Origin of the sequence: Escherichia sp. MR (assembly GCF_005280595.1) — a bacterium.
GTDB lineage: Bacteria > Pseudomonadota > Gammaproteobacteria > Enterobacterales > Enterobacteriaceae > Escherichia > Escherichia ruysiae.
On record NZ_SZVK01000013.1, the window covers coordinates 40,412 to 62,042 of the forward strand.

At 52.7% G+C, this 21,631-nt stretch carries 17 protein-coding genes; 13 read left to right on the forward strand and 4 right to left on the reverse strand.

Going from position 1 to position 21,631, the window contains the following annotated elements; translation table 11 throughout:
• Positions 1-2 precede the first annotated feature (2 nt).
• Together degQ and zapG are read right to left on the reverse strand one after the other, a co-directional pair.
• Positions 3-1,370 carry a serine endoprotease DegQ gene (gene degQ / locus FC814_RS08085; protein WP_000745039.1) on the reverse strand — a complete coding sequence of 456 codons (1,368 nt, stop codon included), beginning with the start codon at positions 1,368-1,370 and terminating at the stop codon, positions 3-5.
• A 155-nt stretch (positions 1,371-1,525) separates the two neighbouring features.
• Positions 1,526-1,924, reverse strand: coding sequence for a Z-ring associated protein ZapG (gene zapG / locus FC814_RS08090; RefSeq protein WP_010345273.1), 399 nt, complete (start codon positions 1,922-1,924; stop codon positions 1,526-1,528).
• Positions 1,925-2,117: 193 nt separating this feature from the next.
• Here zapG and zapE point away from each other — a divergent pair, with 193 nt between their 5' ends.
• The 11 genes from zapE to nanQ all read left to right on the forward strand — a co-directional run bounded on the left by zapE (position 2,118) and on the right by nanQ (position 11,421).
• Positions 2,118-3,245, forward strand: coding sequence for a cell division protein ZapE (gene zapE, locus FC814_RS08095; protein WP_137325787.1), 1,128 nt, complete (start codon positions 2,118-2,120; stop codon positions 3,243-3,245).
• A gap of 218 nt (positions 3,246-3,463) precedes the next feature.
• The gene (gene rplM, locus FC814_RS08100; protein ID WP_001517180.1) at positions 3,464-3,892 is read left to right on the forward strand and encodes a 50S ribosomal protein L13; all 429 of its coding nucleotides are present in this window, start codon (positions 3,464-3,466) and stop codon (positions 3,890-3,892) included.
• 15 nt (positions 3,893-3,907) lie between these two features.
• Positions 3,908-4,300, forward strand: coding sequence for a 30S ribosomal protein S9 (rpsI, locus tag FC814_RS08105; protein WP_000829818.1), 393 nt, complete (start codon positions 3,908-3,910; stop codon positions 4,298-4,300).
• A gap of 394 nt (positions 4,301-4,694) precedes the next feature.
• Entirely contained in the window at positions 4,695-5,333 is a 639-nt protein-coding gene (gene sspA / locus FC814_RS08110; protein WP_000257293.1) for a stringent starvation protein SspA, read from the forward strand.
• A 5-nt stretch (positions 5,334-5,338) separates the two neighbouring features.
• On the forward strand, positions 5,339-5,836 hold the full coding sequence (sspB, locus tag FC814_RS08115; RefSeq protein WP_000366123.1) for a ClpXP protease specificity-enhancing factor: 498 nt from the start codon (positions 5,339-5,341) through the stop codon (positions 5,834-5,836).
• Between the two features lie 117 nt (positions 5,837-5,953).
• Positions 5,954-6,736, forward strand: a complete 783-nt coding sequence (nanR, locus tag FC814_RS08120) for a transcriptional regulator NanR (RefSeq protein WP_137325788.1) — start codon at positions 5,954-5,956, stop codon at positions 6,734-6,736.
• A gap of 123 nt (positions 6,737-6,859) precedes the next feature.
• Positions 6,860-7,753, forward strand: coding sequence for an N-acetylneuraminate lyase (nanA, locus tag FC814_RS08125; protein ID WP_000224714.1), 894 nt, complete (start codon positions 6,860-6,862; stop codon positions 7,751-7,753).
• 107 nt (positions 7,754-7,860) lie between these two features.
• Complete coding sequence (gene nanT / locus FC814_RS08130; RefSeq protein WP_000108483.1) at positions 7,861-9,351, forward strand: sialic acid transporter NanT; 1,491 nt, start codon at positions 7,861-7,863, stop codon at positions 9,349-9,351.
• Positions 9,352-9,398: 47 nt separating this feature from the next.
• The gene (locus FC814_RS08135; protein ID WP_000054234.1) at positions 9,399-10,088 is read left to right on the forward strand and encodes an N-acetylmannosamine-6-phosphate 2-epimerase; all 690 of its coding nucleotides are present in this window, start codon (positions 9,399-9,401) and stop codon (positions 10,086-10,088) included.
• Entirely contained in the window at positions 10,085-10,960 is an 876-nt protein-coding gene (nanK, locus tag FC814_RS08140; RefSeq protein ID WP_000209043.1) for an N-acetylmannosamine kinase, read from the forward strand. The genes FC814_RS08135 and nanK overlap by 4 nt, the downstream gene beginning before the upstream one ends.
• The gene (gene nanQ / locus FC814_RS08145) at positions 10,957-11,421 is read left to right on the forward strand and encodes an N-acetylneuraminate anomerase (protein ID WP_137325789.1); all 465 of its coding nucleotides are present in this window, start codon (positions 10,957-10,959) and stop codon (positions 11,419-11,421) included. Before nanK ends, nanQ begins: the two co-directional genes overlap by 4 nt.
• Before the next feature lie 67 nt (positions 11,422-11,488).
• Here the strand turns inward: nanQ and gltD are convergent, their stop codons facing one another.
• Both gltD and gltB read right to left on the reverse strand, forming a co-directional pair.
• Positions 11,489-12,907: a glutamate synthase subunit GltD gene (gene gltD, locus FC814_RS08150; protein WP_137325790.1), complete on the reverse strand. Its 1,419-nt coding sequence runs from the start codon at positions 12,905-12,907 to the stop codon at positions 11,489-11,491.
• 12 nt (positions 12,908-12,919) lie between these two features.
• On the reverse strand, positions 12,920-17,380 hold the full coding sequence (gltB, locus tag FC814_RS08155; RefSeq protein WP_032226595.1) for a glutamate synthase large subunit: 4,461 nt from the start codon (positions 17,378-17,380) through the stop codon (positions 12,920-12,922).
• 675 nt (positions 17,381-18,055) lie between these two features.
• Between gltB and FC814_RS08160 the strand changes: the two genes are divergently transcribed.
• Complete coding sequence (locus tag FC814_RS08160) at positions 18,056-18,985, forward strand: TIGR01212 family radical SAM protein (RefSeq protein ID WP_001299745.1); 930 nt, start codon at positions 18,056-18,058, stop codon at positions 18,983-18,985.
• A gap of 95 nt (positions 18,986-19,080) precedes the next feature.
• Positions 19,081-21,417: an aerobic respiration two-component sensor histidine kinase ArcB gene (gene arcB / locus FC814_RS08165; protein ID WP_000809801.1), complete on the forward strand. Its 2,337-nt coding sequence runs from the start codon at positions 19,081-19,083 to the stop codon at positions 21,415-21,417.
• The last annotated feature ends 214 nt before the right edge of the window (positions 21,418-21,631 follow it).

The window sequence follows — 21,631 nt, forward strand, 5'->3', positions numbered from 1 at the left end:
CATTAACGCATTAGCAGGTAAATGCTCTCATTGCCACGTACGATCTGCAGGGCGATGATGGCCGGTTTTGTCGCCAGCACTTTGCGCATTTCAGCGATCGAATTCACCCGATCGCGGTTGACGCCAATGATCACATCATCTTTTTGCAAGCCAGCCTGAGCGGCGGGGCTTCCTTTGACAACCTCATCGATCTTAATACCTTTGCCGCCATCTTTTAGCTGACCGTCACTCAACGTCGCGCCTTCCAGCGCAGGTGTGATCATCTCGGCACTGGCTGACGATGAGGTGCTGGTATCGAGCGTCACTTCTACTTCCAGCGGTTTGCCGTTACGCAGCAGGCCGAGTTTCACTTTCGTGCCCGGCTCGGTGGTCGCGATACGGGAACGCAACTCAGCAAAGCTATTCAGCGGTTTGCCGTTGAGACTGGTAATAATATCGCCTGCTTTCACGCCTGCTTTTGCCGAGCCAGAACCTGGCAGCACTTCGCTGACAAACGCGCCGCGCTGAACGTCTAAATTAAATGCTTTGGCGATATCGGCACTCATTTCGGTGCCTTTAATGCCTAACAGGCCGCGTTTGATTTCACCAAAGTCGATAAGTTGCTGCGCCAGGGTACGCGCCATATTACTCGGAATGGCAAAACCAATTCCTACGCTACCGCCGCCCGGGGCAAGGATTGCGGTGTTGATGCCAATTAATTCACCGTTAAGGTTTAACAGTGCACCGCCGGAGTTACCACGGTTAATAGAGGCATCGGTCTGAATAAAGTTTTCCAGACCTTCGAGATTTAACCCGCTGCGGCCTAATGCGGAAACAATCCCGGAGGTGGCGGTTTGCCCAAGACCAAACGGGTTGCCGACCGCGACGGCAAAATCACCGACGCGCAGTTTATCGGAGTCGGCAATGGCAATTTGCGTTAATTTGCCGGGATTCTGAATTTGCAACAGGGCAATATCGCTCTGCTCATCACCGCCAATCAGCTTCGCATCAAACTCACGCCCGTCATTGAGCTGAATACTGATTTTCTGTGCCTGATTAATGACGTGATTGTTGGTCAGCACATAACCTTTATTGGCATTGATTATGACGCCGGAACCTAAACCTTCGAAAGGTTGCGCAGGCTGATCCGGTAAATCATCACCAAAAAACTTTTTGAATTCTTCCGGAATTTTCTGCTCCTGGCTGGCGGTTCCTTCGACTCGAACACTGACCACTGCGGGAAGCACTTTTTCCAGCATCGGCGCCAGACTGGGCAGTGGCGCTTGACCGGCAACCTGGCCGGGAATCGATGCGATGGCCTGAAACGGCGCCGAGAGAGTTAACCCGACACTTAACGCTAATGCACTCAACAGCTGGGTTTGCTTTTTCATTATTCCTGCTCTCGTACCTGAATGATAAGAAAAAGAGATTCAAAACAGTTTGATGTTATTGAATTTTCAGATGGTAAACAATGAGACACCAGATTAAATGATAGTCGGGGGAAGAAGAGAAGAGGAGGGCGCAATGGCTGCGCCCGCAAAATAAATTAGTCGCGCTTCGCGCCGGTACGTAACAGGCCGGATGCGCCTTCAGAATAGTCACGCGGCATCTGCACCGGAGCCTGATCGTTGCTGGCTTCAGATTCTGCCAGACGATTGCGGAACGGGTTGGCTTCAGCAGACAGTTCCGGCAGCAGGCTGCTGGAGCTTTTCGCCATGTGTTGATACAGCTGGCGATAGTCGTGCGCCATAGTATCCAGTAATTCCGCGCTGCGGGCAAAGTGGTTAACCAGCTCTTCGCGATACTCGTCCAGTTCAGCTTTATTCTTTTCAAGTTCGTACTGCAACGCCTGTTGCTGGCGCAGTTTACGATTACCAAAACGCATGGCCACAGCACCAATAATGATGCCGACGACTAACCCAATTAGCGCATATTCCCAGGTCATGAACATCTCCCGTTGTCTTTTGTTTCCGTAGGGTGTTGGCTTCAGGCTCCATGCCTGCGGCTGATTATGCCACTATAACCGTTAATTCCACAGAAGTGGAATCCCGACTGCATATCGCGTAGTGTAGAACGGCCTTTTTTTCGTCAACCGTGAACAACGGCACACCGATTATTCAAGGAATAACAAGAACATCATGCAAAGCGTTACCCCGACATCGCAATACCTGAAGGCGCTCAATGAAGGCAGCCATCAACCCGACGACGTACAAAAAGAGGCCGTCAGTCGGCTGGAGATTATCTACCAGGAATTAATCAACAGCACGCCGCCAGTCGCCAGGGCTAGCGGGTTAATGGCACGGGTCGGTAAGCTGTGGGGTAAGCGCGAAGATACAAGCAACGCGCCGGTGCGTGGCTTATATATGTGGGGCGGTGTAGGGCGCGGAAAAACCTGGCTGATGGATCTTTTCTATCAAAGTTTGCCTGGGGAGCGAAAACAGCGGCTGCATTTTCACCGTTTTATGCTGCGGGTGCATGAAGAATTAACCGCATTGCAAGGGCAGAGCGATCCGCTGGAAATTATTGCTGATCGTTTCAAAGCAGAAACCAATGTGCTCTGTTTTGATGAATTTTTTGTTTCTGATATTACCGACGCTATGCTGCTGGGCGGCCTGATGAAAGCATTGTTTGCTCGCGGTATAACGCTGGTTGCAACGTCAAATATCCCACCGGATGAGCTTTATCGCAATGGCCTGCAACGTGCGCGTTTTCTTCCTGCAATTGATGCCATTAAACAGTATTGTGATGTTATGAACGTGGACGCCGGTGTTGATTATCGGCTGCGTACCCTTACTCAGGCGCATCTGTGGCTGTCGCCGCTTAATGATGAAACGCGTGAGCAGATGGATAAGCTGTGGCTGGCGCTGGCAGGTGCAAAACGAGAACAAGCCCCTACGCTGGAAATCAATCATCGACCGCTGGCGACGATGGGCGTAGAAAACCAGACGCTGGCGGTGTCATTTACCACGCTGTGCGTTGATGCCCGCAGCCAGCATGACTATATTGCGCTCTCACGTCTGTTTCACACGGTGATGTTGTTTGATGTGCCCGTCATGACGCGGTTGATGGAGAGTGAAGCGCGGCGTTTCATTGCGCTGGTGGATGAATTTTACGAGCGCCATGTCAAGCTGGTGGTGAGCGCGGAAGTACCTTTGTATGAGATTTATCAGGGCGAGCGGCTGAAGTTTGAGTTCCAGCGTTGCCTGTCACGTCTGCAAGAGATGCAAAGCGAAGAGTATTTGAAGCGCGAGCATTTGGCGGGTTAAAACCTGTCACAAATCACAAAAAGGGGTCGATCTTTGACCCCGACTTCTCTATAATCTTGCGACCCCACGTTACAAGAAAGTTTTTTTCCCAAAACTTTTTGTGTGCTGGCATAGGCTATTCGAAGGGGTAGGTTTGCCGGACTTTGTCGTGTGAACCTCAACAATTGAAGACGTTTGGGTGTTCACCAACGTGTAACTATTTATTGGGTAAGCTTTTAATGAAAACTTTTACAGCTAAACCAGAAACCGTAAAACGCGACTGGTATGTTGTTGACGCGACCGGTAAAACTCTGGGCCGTCTGGCTTCCGAACTGGCTCTGCGCCTGCGCGGTAAGCATAAAGCGGAATACACTCCGCACGTAGATACTGGTGATTACATCATCGTTCTGAACGCTGACAAAGTTGCTGTAACCGGCAACAAGCGTACTGACAAAGTGTACTATCATCACACCGGTCACATCGGTGGTATCAAACAAGCGACCTTTGAAGAGATGATTGCTCGCCGTCCTGAGCGTGTGATTGAAATCGCGGTTAAAGGCATGTTGCCAAAAGGCCCGCTGGGTCGTGCTATGTTCCGTAAACTGAAAGTTTACGCGGGTAACGAGCACAACCACGCGGCACAGCAACCGCAAGTTCTTGACATCTAATCGGGATTATAGGCAATGGCTGAAAATCAATACTACGGCACTGGTCGCCGCAAAAGTTCCGCAGCTCGCGTTTTCATCAAACCGGGCAACGGCAAAATCGTTATCAACCAACGTTCTCTGGAACAGTACTTCGGTCGTGAAACTGCCCGCATGGTAGTTCGTCAGCCGCTGGAACTGGTCGACATGGTTGAGAAACTGGATCTGTACATCACCGTTAAAGGTGGTGGTATCTCTGGTCAGGCTGGTGCGATCCGTCACGGTATCACCCGCGCTCTGATGGAGTACGACGAGTCCCTGCGTTCTGAACTGCGTAAAGCTGGCTTCGTTACTCGTGACGCTCGTCAGGTTGAACGTAAGAAAGTCGGTCTGCGTAAAGCACGTCGTCGTCCGCAGTTCTCCAAACGTTAATTGCTTTCTGCTCCGGCAGAATACAATTTGCGAAAAAAACCCGCTTCGGCGGGTTTTTTTATGGCTAAAATCTGAATCAGCGTAAAAATGGAAAGGTGCTTTTTGCTACCGCCTGACAGGCAGGTAAAACAAAAACAACATCGCCGATAAGGGATTAAGTCAACCATTTCAGACTAAAGCGCATCTCTTTTTCCCCATTTCTGGTATCGACTTACCACAAAGGTCGCAAAATCTGGTAAACTATCATCCAATTTTCTGCCCAAATGTCGGGTATTGCTCATTTTTTGTTTGATTTTCGAACAAAGAGAGTCGTTCCTTACTGGGTAACATAACTTCTGACTGGCCACCTGGTGGCTGGTAGCAGTAAAAATTCTGACTATACCTGGAGGTTTTCATGGCTGTCGCTGCCAACAAACGTTCGGTAATGACGCTGTTTTCCGGTCCTACTGACATCTATAGCCATCAGGTCCGCATTGTGCTGGCTGAGAAAGGTGTAAGTTTCGAGATCGAACACGTGGAAAAGGACAATCCGCCTCAGGATCTGATTGACCTCAACCCGAATCAGAGCGTTCCGACCCTGGTGGATCGTGAACTGACCCTGTGGGAATCTCGCATCATTATGGAATATCTGGATGAGCGTTTCCCGCATCCGCCACTGATGCCTGTTTACCCGGTAGCTCGCGGTGAAAGCCGTCTGTACATGCACCGTATCGAAAAAGACTGGTACACGCTGATGAACACCATCATCAACGGTTCAGCCTCTGAAGCCGATGCTGCACGTAAGCAACTGCGCGAAGAACTGCTGGCGATTGCGCCGGTCTTCGGTCAGAAGCCGTACTTCCTGAGCGATGAGTTCAGCCTGGTCGATTGCTACCTTGCTCCGCTGCTGTGGCGTCTGCCGCAACTGGGCATCGAGTTTAGCGGCCCGGGTGCGAAAGAGCTGAAAGGCTATATGACCCGCGTCTTTGAGCGTGACTCTTTCCTTGCTTCCTTAACAGAAGCAGAACGTGAAATGCGTCTGGGCCGGAGTTAATCTGTATGGATTTGTCACAGCTAACACCACGTCGTCCCTATCTGCTGCGTGCATTCTATGAGTGGTTGCTGGATAACCAGCTCACGCCGCACCTGGTGGTGGATGTGACGCTCCCTGGCGTGCAGGTTCCTATGGAATATGCACGTGATGGGCAAATCGTACTCAACATTGCGCCGCGTGCGGTTGGCAATCTGGAACTGGCGAATGATGAAGTGCGTTTTAACGCGCGCTTTGGTGGCATTCCGCGTCAGGTTTCAGTACCGCTGGCTGCCGTGCTGGCTATCTACGCCCGCGAAAATGGCGCAGGCACGATGTTCGAGCCTGAAGCTGCCTACGATGAAGATGCCAGTATCATGAATGATGATGAAGCGTCGGCAGATAATGAAACCGTTATGTCGGTCATTGACGGCGATAAGCCCGATCACGATGATGACCATCATCCTGACGATGAACCGCCACAGCCTCCACGCGGTGGACGCCCGGCATTGCGGGTTGTGAAATAAATGATAAACAGGCCCATGTGGCCTGTTTTGCTATCTACCTTCTTTTCGCCTGATTTTAATACTGTGTTACGATAACTTCGCTATTATCCGTCAACATATTTTCCCAGAAAGAGCTCTATGAACGCATTTGATCCGCAAGCAGAAGATTCTCCGGCTACTATCGGTCGTAACTTGCGTCGTCGTCCACTGGCGCGCAAAAAACTCTCCGAAATGGTGGAGGAAGAGCTGGAGCAGATGATCCGCCGTCGTGAATTTGGCGAAGGTGAGCAACTGCCATCTGAACGCGAACTTATGGCGTTCTTTAACGTTGGGCGTCCTTCGGTACGTGAAGCGTTGGCGGCGTTAAAGCGCAAAGGTCTGGTACAAATTAATAATGGTGAACGCGCTCGTGTCTCGCGTCCTTCTGCGGACACCATCATCGGCGAGCTTTCCGGCATGGCAAAAGATTTTCTTTCCCATCCTGGTGGGATAGCCCATTTCGAACAGTTACGTCTGTTCTTTGAGTCCAGCCTGGTGCGCTATGCGGCTGAACATGCCACCGATGAACAAATTGATTTGCTGGCCAAAGCACTGGAAATCAACAGTCAGTCGCTGGATAACAACGCCGCGTTTATTCGTTCAGATGTTGATTTCCACCGTGTGTTGGCAGAGATCCCTGGGAACCCGATCTTTATGGCGATCCACGTTGCTCTGCTCGACTGGCTGATCGCCGCCCGTCCGACAGTCGCCGATCAGGCGCTGCACGAGCATAACAACGTTAGTTATCAGCAGCATATTGCGATCGTTGATGCGATCCGTCGTCACGATCCCGATGAAGCCGATCGCGCATTGCAATCGCACCTCAACAGCGTTTCTGCCATCTGGCACGCCTTCGGTCAAACCACTAACAAAAAAAAATAATGCCACTTTAGTGAAGCAGATCGCATTATAAGCGTTCTGTATGATGTGTTGCTTATTTGATCTGGTATAACAGGTATAAAGGTATATCGTTTTTAACAGGCAAGCATCACTTCAGAGGTATTTATGGCAACAAATTTACGTGGCGTAATGGCCGCACTCCTGACTCCTTTTGACCAACAACAAGCACTGGATAAAGCGAGTCTGCGCCGCCTGGTTCAGTTCAATATTCAGCAGGGCATCGACGGTTTATACGTAGGTGGTTCAACCGGCGAAGCCTTTGTGCAGAGCCTTTCCGAGCGTGAACAGGTACTGGAAATCGTCGCGGAAGAGGCGAAAGGCAAGATTAAATTAATCGCTCACGTAGGTTGCGTCAGCACTGCTGAAAGCCAACAACTTGCGGCATCCGCTAAACGTTATGGCTTTGATGCCGTCTCTGCCGTTACGCCGTTCTACTATCCTTTCAGCTTTGAAGAACACTGCGATCACTATCGGGCAATCATTGATTCAGCGGATGGTTTGCCGATGGTGGTGTACAACATTCCGGCGTTAAGCGGCGTTAAACTGACCCTGGATCAGATCAACACTCTGGTTACGTTGCCGGGTGTCGGGGCGCTGAAACAGACCTCTGGCGATCTCTATCAGATGGAGCAGATCCGTCGTGAACATCCTGATCTGGTGCTCTACAACGGTTACGACGAAATCTTTGCTTCCGGCCTGCTGGCGGGCGCTGATGGTGGTATCGGTAGTACCTACAACATCATGGGCTGGCGTTATCAGGGCATCGTTAAGGCGTTGAAAGAGGGCGATATTCAAACCGCGCAGAAACTGCAAACCGAGTGCAACAAAGTCATTGATTTGCTGATTAAAACAGGCGTATTCCGTGGCCTGAAAACAGTTCTTCACTATATGGATGTGGTGTCCGTTCCGCTGTGCCGCAAACCGTTTGGTCCGGTGGATGAAAAATATCTGCCAGAACTGAAGGCGCTGGCTCAGCAGTTGATGCAAGAGCGCGGGTGAGTTTTTCCCCTCACTCGCCCCTACCGGGTGAGGGGAAATAAACGCATCTGTACCCTACAACTTTCATACCAAAGCGTGTGGGCAACGCCCATCGCGGGAGACTCACAATGAGTACTACAACCCAGAATATCCCGTGGTATCGCCATCTCAACCGCGCACAATGGCGAGCATTTTCCGCTGCCTGGTTGGGATATCTACTTGATGGTTTTGATTTCGTTTTAATTGCCCTGGTACTCACCGAAGTACAAGGTGAATTTGGGCTGACGACGGTGCAGGCGGCAAGTCTGATCTCCGCAGCCTTTATCTCACGCTGGTTCGGCGGCTTGATGCTTGGGGCTATGGGGGATCGTTACGGGCGTCGTCTGGCAATGGTCACCAGTATCGTTCTCTTCTCGGTCGGGACGCTGGCTTGTGGCTTTGCGCCAGGCTATATCACTATGTTTATCGCTCGTCTGGTGATCGGCATGGGGATGGCAGGAGAATACGGTTCCAGCGCCACCTATGTCATTGAAAGCTGGCCAAAACACCTACGTAACAAAGCCAGTGGTTTTCTGATTTCCGGCTTCTCTGTGGGTGCTGTCGTTGCCGCTCAGGTTTACAGCCTGGTGGTTCCGATCTGGGGCTGGCGTGCGCTGTTCTTTATCGGCATCTTACCGATCATCTTTGCTCTCTGGCTGCGTAAAAATATCCCGGAAGCGGAAGACTGGAAAGAGAAACACGGGGGTAAAGCACCGGTACGCACAATGGTGGATATTCTTTACCGTGGTGAACATCGCATCGCCAATATCGTGATGACGCTGGCGGCAGCTACTGCGCTGTGGTTCTGCTTTGCCGGCAACCTGCAAAATGCCGCAATCGTCGCTGTTCTTGGGCTGTTATGCGCCGCAATTTTTATCAGCTTTATGGTACAGAGTACGGGCAAACGCTGGCCAACCGGTGTGATGCTGATGGTGGTTGTGTTGTTTGCTTTCCTCTACTCATGGCCGATTCAGGCGCTGCTGCCGACGTATCTGAAAACTGAGCTGGCTTATAACCCACATACGGTCGCCAATGTGTTGTTCTTTAGTGGTTTTGGTGCGGCGGTGGGTTGCTGCGTCGGTGGCTTCCTCGGTGACTGGCTGGGAACGCGCAAAGCCTACGTTTGTAGCCTGTTAGCTTCACAATTGCTGATTATTCCGGTGTTTGCGATTGGCGGCGCAAACGTCTGGGTACTCGGTCTGTTACTGTTCTTCCAGCAAATGCTTGGTCAGGGCATCTCCGGGATCTTACCGAAACTGATCGGCGGTTATTTCGATACCGACCAGCGTGCAGCGGGGCTGGGCTTTACCTACAACGTCGGCGCACTTGGCGGCGCACTGGCTCCAATCCTCGGCGCGTTGATCGCTCAACGTCTGGATCTGGGCACTGCGCTGGGATCGCTCTCGTTCAGTCTGACGTTCGTGGTGATCTTGCTGATTGGTCTGGATATGCCATCCCGCGTTCAGCGTTGGCTGCGCCCGGAAGCGTTGCGGACTCATGACGCTATCGACGGCAAACCATTTAGCGGTGCCGTACCGTTTGGCAGCGCCAAAAACGATTTAGTCAAAACCAAAAGTTAATTCTGTAGCCCGGCCTCTGTACCGGGTCTTTCGCTAAGGGAAGATGTATGTCGTTACTTGCACAACTGGATCAAAAAATCGCCGCTAACGGTGGACTGATTGTCTCCTGCCAGCCGGTTCCGGACAGCCCGCTCGATAAACCCGAAATCGTTGCTGCCATGGCATTAGCGGCAGAGCAGGCAGGTGCGGTTGCTATTCGCATAGAAGGTGTGGCAAACCTGAAAGCCACGCGTGCGGTGGTGAGCGTGCCGATTATCGGGATTGTGAAACGCGATCTGGAGGATTCTCCGGTACGTATCACAGCTTATATTGAAGATGTTGATGCACTGGCGCAGGCGGGCGCGGACATTATCGCGATTGACGGCACCGACCGACCGCGTCCGGTGCCTGTTGAAACGCTGCTGGCACGTATTCACCATCACGGTTTACTGGCGATGACCGACTGCTCAACGCCGGAAGACGGCCTGGCATGTCAAAAGCTGGGAGCCGAAATTATTGGCACTACGCTTTCTGGCTATACCACGCCTGTAACGCCAGAAGAGCCGGATCTGGCGCTGGTGAAAACGTTGAGCGACGCCGGATGTCGGGTAATTGCCGAAGGACGTTACAACTCGCCAGCGCAGGCGGCGGATGCGATGCGCCACGGCGCATGGGCGGTAACGGTGGGTTCTGCCATTACGCGTCTTGAACACATTTGTCAGTGGTACAACACAGCGATGAAAAAGGCGGTGCTATGACCACACTGGCGATTGATATCGGCGGTACTAAACTTGCCGCCGCGCTGATTGGCGCTGATGGGCAGATCCGCGATCGCCGAGAACTTCCTACGCCTGCCAGCCAGACACCAGAAGCCTTGCGTGAAGCCTTGGCCGCGTTAGTCTCCCCGTTGCAAGCTCATGCGCAGCAGGTTGCCATCGCTTCAACCGGGATCATCCGCGATGGCAGCTTGCTGGCGCTGAATCCGCATAATCTCGGTGGATTGCTACATTTTCCGTTAGTCAAAACTTTGGAACAACTTACCGATTTGCCGACCATTGCCATTAACGATGCGCAGGCCGCAGCGTGGGCGGAGTATCAGGCGCTGGAAGGCGATATAACCGATATGGTGTTTATCACCGTTTCCACTGGTGTTGGCGGCGGTGTAGTGAGCGGCGGCAAACTGCTTACCGGCCCAGGTGGTCTGGCGGGGCACATCGGACATACGCTTGCCGATCCGCAGGGGCCTGTCTGTGGCTGTGGACGCACAGGTTGCGTGGAAGCGATTGCTTCTGGTCGCGGCATTGCAGCGGCAGCGCAGGGTGAGCTGGCTGGCGCGGATGCGAAAACCATTTTCACGCGCGCCGGACAGGGTGACGAGCAGGCGCAGCAACTGATTCATCGCTCCGCACATGCGCTGGCAAGACTGATTGCCGATGTTAAAGCCACGACTGATTGCCAGTGTGTGGTGCTCGGCGGCAGTGTTGGGCTGGCGGAAGGGTATCTGGCGCTGGTGGAAACGAATCTGGCTAAGGAGCCAGCGGCATTTCATGTTGAGTTACTGGCGGCGCACTACCGCCATGATGCAGGTTTACTTGGGGCTGCGTTGTTGGCTCAGGGAGAAAAATTATGATGATGGGTGAAGTACAGTCGTTACCATCTGCCGGTTTACATCCAGCACTACTGGACGCGTTAACGCTGGCATTAGCTGCCAGGCCGCAGGAAAAAGCGCCGGGTCGTTACGAATTGCAGGGCGACAATATCTTTATGAATGTCATGACGTTTAACACTCAATCGCCCGTTGAGAAAAAAGCCGAATTGCACCAGCAGTACATTGACATCCAGCTGTTATTAAACGGCGAGGAGCGGATTCTGTTTGGTATGGCAGGTACTGCGCGCCAGTGTGAAGAGTTCCACCATGAAGATGATTACCAGCTTTGCAGCGCCATTGAAAACGAGCAAACCATCATCCTGAAACCGGGAATGTTTGCCGTGTTTATGCCAGGAGAACCGCATAAACCGGGATGCGTTGTCGGCGAACCTGGTGAGATTAAAAAGGTGGTAGTGAAGGTTAAGGTCGAGTTAATGGCTTAAAATTTAGTTGGATAGCTCGTTTTATAAATTCGCCAGACACTGTCTGGCGAATTCATTGTTACCTCGCTTAAACTTCCAGCCAGTTCATAATGCCGTCTGCCGCCTTACGACCTTCGGCGATGGCGGTCACCACCAGATCCGAACCACGCACGATGTCACCACCGGCAAAGATTTTCGGATTGCTGGTTTGGAAAGCGTTTTCGTTACCTTCCGGAGCGATAATGCGACCCTGTGAATCCAGCTCAACGCTGTGTTCTGCCAGCCATTCCATGCTGTGCGGGCGGAAACCAAACGCCATGATCACCGCATCTGCCGGAACGATATGTTCGGAACCTGCCACGATCTCCGCGCGGCGACGGCCTTTAGCGTCCGGTTCGCCCATTTCGGTGCGCACCATTTTCACGCCGCTGACTTTACCGTTGCCATTCACTTCAATACCCAGCGGCTGGACGTTGAATTTGAACTCTACGCCTTCTTCCCGCGCGTTTTTCACTTCGCGGCGGGAACCCGGCATGTTCTCTTCATCACGACGATAGGCACAGGTAACGTGCTTAGCACCCTGGCGCACGGAAGTCCGCACGCAGTCCATCGCGGTATCGCCACCGCCAAGTACCACCACGCGTTTGCCTTCCATGCTGACGAACGGTTCGTCGCGGGTTTCGCTAAAGCCCATTAACTGTTTGGTGTTGGCGATGAGGAACGGCAGCGCCGCGTACACGCCATCGGCGTCTTCGTTTTCCAGTCCTCCACGCATTGACTGATAAGTGCCGACACCGAGGAACACGGCATCGTAATCTTTCAGTAGATCGTCCAGTTGCACGTCACGTCCCACTTCGGTATTGAGTTTGAATTCAATACCCATGCCGGTGAAGATTTCACGGCGGCGCGTCATTACCTCTTTTTCCAGCTTGAAAGCCGGAATACCGAAGGTCAGCAGGCCGCCGATTTCCGGGTGACGGTCGAAGACGACAGCTTTGACACCGTTGCGTGTCAGCACATCCGCACACGCCAGACCTGCCGGGCCTGCGCCGATAATCGCCACTTTTTTACCCGTCTGCTTCACGCCGGACATATCCGGACGCCAGCCCATTTCGAACGCTTTATCATTGATATAACGCTCAATATTGCCGATGGTCACTGCGCCAAACTCATCGTTCAGGGTACAGGAACCTTCGCACAGACGATCCTGCGGGCAAACGCGTCCACACACTTCCGGCAGGGTATTGGTTTGATGCGACAGTTCTGCCGCTTCAAAAATACGTCCCTCGTTGGCGAGCTTCAGCCAGTTCGGGATGTAGTTGTGTACCGGGCATTTCCACTCGCAGTATGGGTTGCCGCACGACAGGCAGCGGTCAGCCTGCGCTTTGGCCTGGCCTTCGGAAAACGGCTCGTAAATTTCAACAAACTCAATTTTGCGGATCTTCAGCGGTTTCTTTGGCGGATCAACGCGCTGCAGGTCGATAAATTGATAAACATTCTGACTCATTGTTGCTACCCCTTACTGCGCCTGCACGCGCAACTCTGCTGCGCTACGACTACGGTGCCCCAGCAGTGCTTTTACATCACTGGACTTCGGTTTAACCAGCGCAAATTTAGTGGCGAAGATTGACCAGTTCGCCAGAATCTCTTCGCCACGCTGCGAACCGGTATGCTGCACATGCTCAGTGATAAGACCACGCAGATGCTCTTCATGGATCGCCAGAGAGTCAACGTTTAAGACCTCGACCAGTTCCGGGTTAACGCGTTTGCGGAAATCACCACTTTCGTCGAGAACGTAAGCGAAGCCGCCGGTCATGCCCGCACCGAAGTTAACACCGGTTTTACCCAGAATACAGACGATACCACCCGTCATGTATTCACAGCCGTTGTCGCCAATGCCTTCTACCACGGTAATCGCACCGGAGTTACGCACGCCAAAACGTTCACCCGCGCGGCCAGCGGCATACAGACGACCGCCGGTCGCGCCATACAGGCAAGTGTTGCCGATAATGCTCGCCTCGTGGCTGCGGAAGGCCGAGCCAACCGGAGGACGAATGGCGATTAAGCCGCCCGCCATGCCTTTACCGACATAGTCGTTGGCATCGCCCGTCAGATACAGCTCCACGCCGCCCGCGTTCCACACGCCGAAACTCTGGCCTGCGGTGCCGTTGAAGTACGCTTTAATCGGATCGGCAGCCAGCCCCTGATCGCCGTGCGTCTGGGCGATATAACCTGAAAGCGATGCGCCCACGGAACGGTCGGTGTTACGAATATCGAACCAGAAGGTTTTACTCTGACGCTCATCGACAAACGGTTTCGCCTGTTGCAGCAACTGCGCGTTCAGCAGACCGTTATCGAACGGCGGGTTGTTTTCGGTGCAGTAGAGCGCCTTACCAGGATGCGGCTCGGCAGTCTCCAGCAGCTTCGATAGCGCCAGTTTTTGCTGTTTAGCGGTGAAACCGTCCAGCTCTTTTAGCAGGTCGGTGCGACCAATCAGATCCACCAGACGCGTCACGCCCAGCTGTGCCATCAGCTCGCGGGTTTCACGGGCGATAAATTCAAAGTAATTCGTCACCTTGAACGGCAGGCCGTGGTAGTGATTTTTACGCAGTTTTTCGTCCTGAGTTGCCACGCCGGTGGCGCAGTTGTTCAGGTGGCAAATACGCAGATATTTACAGCCGAGCGCCACCATTGGGCCAGTGCCGAAGCCGAAGCTTTCTGCGCCAAGAATCGCTGCTTTGATGATATCGACGCCAGTTTTCAGACCGCCATCAACCTGCAAACGGATCTTATGACGCAAGCCGTTGGCAACCAGCGCCTGTTGTGTTTCAACAAGCCCCAGTTCCCACGGGCAGCCTGCGTATTTCACTGACGACAGCGGACTTGCGCCGGTGCCACCGTCATAGCCAGCGATGGTGATTAAATCGGCATAAGCTTTCGCCACACCGGTGGCGATGGTGCCAACGCCCGGTTCGGAAACCAGCTTCACGGAGATCATCGCTTTCGGGTTAACCTGCTTGAGGTCGAAAATAAGCTGCGCTAAGTCCTCGATAGAGTAGATATCGTGGTGCGGTGGCGGGGAGATCAACGTTACGCCGGGTACGGAATAGCGCAGTTTGGCGATGTAAGGAGTGACTTTATCGCCCGGCAACTGACCGCCTTCGCCCGGCTTCGCGCCCTGAGCGACTTTAATCTGAATCACGTCGGCATTGACCAGATACGCCGGAGTGACGCCGAAGCGACCGGAAGCGACCTGTTTAATGCGCGAGACTTTGTTGGTGCCGTAGCGCGCCGGATCTTCCCCCCCTTCACCGGAGTTGGAGTTGCCGCCGATGCTGTTCATCGCTTCCGCTAGTGCCTCGTGGGCTTCCGGGCTTAACGCGCCGATAGACATCGCAGCGGTATCGAAGCGTTTAAACAGTTCGCTTGCCGGCTCAACATCAGCAATGTTGACCGCGTTTTCACCCGGCGTAATTGCCAGCAGATCGCGCAGCGTTGTTGCCGGGCGCTCGTTAACCAGCTTCGCGTATTCCTGATAGTCGCTGTACTCGCCGCTCTGTACCGCCTGCTGCAGCGTGCGCACGACGTCTGGGTTGTAGGCGTGGTATTCGCCGCCATGCACATATTTCAGCAGGCCGCCCTGGCTGATGGGCTTACGCGCCAGCCAGGCTCGTTTTGACAGATTCAGCAGATCCTGCTGGAAGTCTTCGAAGCCTGCCCCGCCAATGCGGCTGACCGCGCCCTGGAAGCACAGGCTCACAACATCATCGTGCAGACCGACCGCCTCAAACAGTTTCGAGCAGCGGTAAGAGGCGATGGTGGAGATGCCCATCTTGGACATGATTTTGTACAAGCCTTTGTTGATGCCGTTACGGTAGTTGAGCATCACAGTACGATAATTTTTGGCAATCGCGTGGGTGTCAACCAGGCGACCCAGTGTTTCATAGGCAAGGTACGGATAAATAGCCGTCGCGCCGAAGCCCAGCAACACGGCGAAGTGGTGTGGATCGCGGGCGCTGGCGGTTTCGACGATGATGTTGGCGTCGCAACGCAGGCTTTGATCGACCAGACGGGTCTGGATCGCGCCAACCGCCATCGGGGCTGGAACCGGCAGGCGATCTTTAGCGATATTCCGGTCGGAAAGCACCAGCAGCACGGTGCCGCTACGCACCATTTTTTCGGCTTTATCGCACAGCTCTTTGACCGTCGCTTCGAGCGTGTTTTTGGTTGCGTCAAAGGTGATATCCAGGGTATCTGCGCGGTAGTGCTCTTCTTTCATCGTCGTGAGCTGTTTGAAATCAGAGTAGAGCAGAATCGGCGATTTAAAGCTTAAACGGTGTGCCTGGCCTTCGGCTTCACAGAAGACGTTCATTTCGCGCCCGATGCTGGTAGCGAGCGACATAACATGCGCTTCACGCAGCGGGTCGATTGGCGGATTAGTGACCTGGGCAAACTGCTGGCGGAAGTAGTCGTAAATAATGCGCGGCTGGCTGGAGAGCACGGCGAATGGGGTGTCGTCGCCCATCGAACCGACAGCTTCCTGACCGTTTTCGCCCAGCACACGGATCACAGAGTCCAGCTCTTCCGCGCTGTAGTTAAACTGTTTCTGGTAGCTGGCAAGCGTGTCGTCGTCCAGTTCACGGCTACCCACTTCTTCATCGGGCAAGTCTTCAAACGGCACCAGGCGGCGAACGTTTTTCTCCATCCACTCTTTATATGGATGGCGGCTTTTCAGGTCATCATCGGTTTCTGCCGAGTGCAGAATACGCCCACTGCGGGTGTCGATCACCATCAGTTCGCCCGGCCCCACGCGGCCTTTTTCAACCACTTCGTCAGGCTGATAATCCCAGATGCCGACTTCAGAGGCGCAGGTGATGAGCTTATCTTTGGTGATGACGTAGCGCGCCGGACGCAGACCGTTACGGTCGAGGTTACAGGCAGCGAAGCGACCGTCTGACATCACGATGCCCGCCGGGCCATCCCACGGCTCCATATGCATGGAGTTAAAATCGAAGAACGCGCGCAGTTCCGGATCCATATCTGGGTTGTTCTGCCAGGCTGGTGGAACTAACAGACGCATGGCGCGGATGATATCCATCCCGCCTGCCAGCAGCAGTTCCAGCATGTTATCCATCGAACTGGAGTCAGAGCCGGTTTCGTTGACGAACGGCGCGGCGTCGTGCAAATCCGGGATCAGCGGCGTCTGGAATTTATAAGTACGGGCGCGCGCCCACTGACGGTTACCGGTGATAGTGTTGATTTCGCCGTTGTGCGCCAGATAGCGGAACGGCTGCGCCAGCGGCCAGCGCGGCACGGTGTTGGTGGAGAAGCGTTGATGGAACAGACAGATAGCTGATTCCAGACGCAGATCAGCAAGATCCAGGTAAAAGCGCGGCAAATCCGCCGGCATACACAGACCTTTATAGATGTTGACCAGATTCGACAGGCTACAGACGTAGAAGTCTTTATCGGCTTCGAGACGTTTTTCGATGCGGCGACGGGCGATAAACAGACGGCGCTCCATATCGCGCGGACGCCAGCCTGCCGGGGCGTTCACAAAAATTTGCTCAATGCGCGGCAGCGAGGAGAGGGCGATTTCACCCAGTACACCTTCGTTGGTAGGGACATCACGCCAGCCGACAATCGACAAGGTTTCGCGTTGTAGCTCTTCTTCAACGACGCGGCGTGCGGCGGCGGCGAGTTCAGGATCTTTATTCAGGAAGATCATCCCGACGGCGTAGTTTTTCGCTAAACGCCAGCCGCGTTCCTGCGCAACGATGCGAAAAAAGCGATCCGGTTTTTGTAACAGCAGGCCGCAACCGTCACCAGTTTTACCATCAGCGAGAATCGCGCCACGGTGCTGCATACGAGCCAGTGCGTGTATTGCAGTACGCACTACCTTGTGGCTAGGTTCGCCTTCTATGTGGGCGATCAGGCCGAAACCACAGTTATCCCTCTCAAGGGATTTATCGTACAACATATCGTGAACCTCCCCCAGGCTCTGCGGGAACCCCACTACCGAACCGCTGCGCACGGGCACAGAAAGAGCATGGCGACGGGGTTTGCGTTTCATACGCTTACCTCGCATTCGCCCCCTTTTTTGTCCTTTTCGCATCAGTTAATACGGTGAAGAGGGGAACTCAATTACTGCATAAATATGATGAGCAGGCTGCTCATCCAGAAAGCTTCCAGCGGATTTCCAACTTATCGGGAAAGCTGATACAGGTCAAATGGCAAGCTTATTGGTCTGGAAATGTGCTTTAGCGCAAAAATCTTTATTAAGATATTGAAATTAAACTAAATTTGTTATTCTTAATTAATGGAAAGAGAAAAAGGAAAACGTTGAGTGCCTGACTACTTTAGCGGCGAGTTAACCCTTATCCTGCCTTGAATTGACGTTTGAAGCAGTGTTTTATACTGCCTTAAGAGGAAAAGGCATTTCATGCTACTGTTTTTGTTTAAAATCCATTAGCGGATAAAAAAATCCGACGCAAGATAAGCAAAAGTAATTTATGTGCTATTGCATTAAATTTCAGTAATTGTGATTTATTATGCAGTTGGTATAAGCAGGTCGGGACGATTGATCCAGGTCATCGCCGAATTGAGCTAAAAATGGCAGGCTTTGGCCTCTTTTCAAGGCGCGGTCTATCAGATTATGCAGTTACAGAAATTAGTCAATATGTTTGGTGGGGATCTTACCCGTCGTTACGGGCAAAAGGTGCATAAACTGACGCTGCATGGCGGTTTTAGCTGCCCGAATCGTGACGGAACCATCGGACGCGGCGGATGCACATTCTGTAATGTTGCTTCGTTTGCCGACGAAGCGCAGCAACACCGCTCCATTGCTGAACAGCTGGCGCATCAGGCGAATCTGGTTAACCGTGCGAAACGCTATCTGGCCTACTTTCAGGCTTATACCAGCACCTTTGCGGAAGTTCAGGTGCTGCGTTCCATGTATCAACAGGCGGTGAGCCAGGCCAATATTGTCGGTTTGTGTGTTGGTACGCGCCCGGACTGCGTGCCGGATGCGGTGTTGGATCTGCTTTGTGAATATAAAGACCAGGGCTACGAAGTGTGGCTGGAGCTGGGGTTGCAAACCGCGCACGACAAAACACTGCATCGCATCAATCGCGGACATGATTTTGCCTGCTATCAGCGCACGACCCAGCTGGCGCGTCAGCGTGGGCTTAAGGTGTGTTCTCACTTAATTGTCGGCCTGCCTGGCGAAGGGCAAGCGGAATGTTTGCAAACACTGGAGAGAGTGGTTGAAACCGGCGTGGACGGCATAAAGCTGCATCCCCTGCATATCGTAAAAGGCAGCATTATGGCGAAAGCCTGGGAAGCGGGGCGTTTGAACGGTATTGAACTGGAGGATTACACGCTCACTGCCGGAGAAATGATTCGCCATACGCCACCGGAAGTGATCTACCACCGCATTTCCGCCAGCGCCCGTCGCCCGACGCTGCTTGCTCCGCTGTGGTGCGAAAATCGATGGACGGGAATGGTCGAGCTGGATCGCTATCTGAATGAACATGGCGTACAGGGATCGGCGCTGGGACGTCCGTGGCTACCTCCAACGGAGTAGGTCATTGAGGGGGATTCCGCATTTCTCACACAATTTATAACGTAACTGTCAGAATTGGGTATTATTGGGGCAGGTTGTCGTGAAGGAATTCCCTAATGAAGCAAATTCGTCTGCTGGCGCAGTATTATGTTGACCTGATGATGAAGTTAGGTCTGGTGCGCTTCTCAATGTTGTTGGCGCTGGCCCTCGTCGTTCTTGCCATTGTGGTACAAATGGCGGTAACCATGGTGCTGCATGGTCAGGTCGAAAGTATTGATGTTATTCGTTCTATCTTCTTTGGTCTGCTGATTACGCCGTGGGCGGTCTACTTTCTTTCGGTGGTCGTTGAGCAACTGGAGGAGTCACGACAACGTCTGTCACGGCTGGTGCAAAAACTGGAGGAGATGCGCGAGCGCGATCTGAGCCTCAACGTTCAGTTAAAAGACAATATTACCCAGCTTAATCAGGAAATCGCCGTTCGTGAAAAAGCTGAAGCTGAATTGCAGGAAACCTTCGGTCAGCTGAAAATTGAAATCAAAGAGCGTGAAGAGACACAAATTCAGCTCGAACAGCAATCCTCTTTTTTACGTTCCTTCCTTGACGCCTCTCCAGATCTGGTTTTTTACCGTAACGAAGATAAAGAGTTTTCCGGCTGTAACCGTGCAATGGAATTGCTAACCGGGAAGAGCGAAAAACAACTGGTTCACCTGAAACCTGCTGATGTTTACTCGCCGGAAGCCGCCGCGAAAGTTATTGAAACCGATGAGAAAGTGTTTCGTCATAATGTGTCACTGACTTATGAACAGTGGCTGGATTATCCGGACGGACGCAAAGCCTGCTTTGAAATCCGTAAAGTGCCGTACTACGACCGCGTGGGTAAACGGCATGGTTTGATGGGCTTTGGTCGCGACATTACCGAGCGTAAGCGGTATCAGGATGCGCTCGAACGCGCCAGCCGCGACAAAACGACGTTTATTTCCACCATCAGTCACGAATTGCGTACACCTCTGAACGGTATCGTTGGTTTAAGCCGCATTCTGCTGGATACCGAACTTACTGCCGAGCAGGAAAAATATCTCAAAACCATCCATGTTTCCGCCGTCACTTTGGGGAATATTTTTAACGATATTATCGACATGGATAAGATGGAGCGCCGCAAGGTTCAGCTTGATAATCAGCCGGTTGATTTCACCAGCTTCCTTGCCGATCTGGAAAATCTTTCCGCATTGCAGGCGCAACAAAAAGGGCTGCGCTTTAATCTGGAACCGACGCTACCATTACCGCATCAGGTCATTACCGACGGTACGCGTTTACGGCAGATCCTGTGGAATCTCATCAGTAACGCCGTCAAATTTACCCAGCAAGGTCAGGTTACCGTGCGCGTGCGCTACGATGAAGGCGACATGCTGCATTTTGAAGTGGAAGATTCAGGCATCGGCATTCCGCAGGATGAGCTGGATAAAATTTTTGCCATGTATTACCAGGTGAAAGACAGTCACGGCGGTAAACCTGCCACCGGCACCGGCATTGGTCTGGCCGTTTCTCGTCGGCTGGCGAAAAATATGGGCGGCGATATTACTGTTACCAGCGAACAGGGCAAAGGTTCAACCTTTAGGTTGACGATCCACGCACCGTCGGTGGCAGAAGAGGTCGATGATGCGTTTGATGAAGACGATATGCCTTTACCGGCACTAAATGTGCTGCTGGTGGAAGACATTGAACTGAACGTTATTGTCGCGCGTTCTGTACTGGAAAAATTAGGTAACAGCGTTGATGTAGCAATGACCGGCAAGGCGGCGCTGGAGATGTTTAAGCCGGGCGAATACGACCTGGTATTGCTGGATATTCAGTTGCCAGATATGACCGGGTTGGATATCTCTCGTGAACTGACGAAGCGTTATCCGCGCGAAGATTTACCGCCGCTGGTGGCTTTAACTGCCAATGTGCTGAAAGATAAACAAGAGTACCTCAATGCTGGAATGGATGATGTGCTGAGTAAGCCGCTTTCCGTACCGGCGCTAACCGCGATGATCAAGAAATTCTGGGATACCCCGGATGATGAGGAGAGCACGGTGACGACAGAAGAGAACAGCAAATCAGAAGCATTACTCGATATTCCCATGCTGGAACAGTATCTCGAACTTGTAGGACCGAAGCTGATTACCGACGGGTTAGCGGTGTTTGAGAAGATGATGCCGGGCTATGTCAGCGTGCTGGAGTCGAATCTGACGGCGCAGGATAAAAAAGGCATTGTCGAGGAAGGGCATAAAATTAAAGGCGCGGCGGGTTCAGTGGGGTTACGCCATCTGCAACAGCTGGGTCAGCAAATTCAGTCTCCCGACCTTCCTGCGTGGGAAGATAACGTAGGTGAATGGATTGAAGAGATGAAAGAAGAGTGGCGTCACGACGTAGATGTGCTGAAAGCGTGGGTGGCAAAAGCCACTAAAAAATGACCCCGGCTAGACCGGGGTGCGCGAATACTGCGCCAACACCAGGGAAATCTTGGCTGCGCCGTAAATTATTATGATGAGTTACAAGGGCACAGCACTGTTTTTCAGGCCGCACGCAGTTAAGATAGCAAATCTTAAATGATTTGTTACATGAATCAGTTAAATGTGTGATGCGTAGCATTTTTATTAAAAAGATTAATGTGTTTCAGTTAGTTGC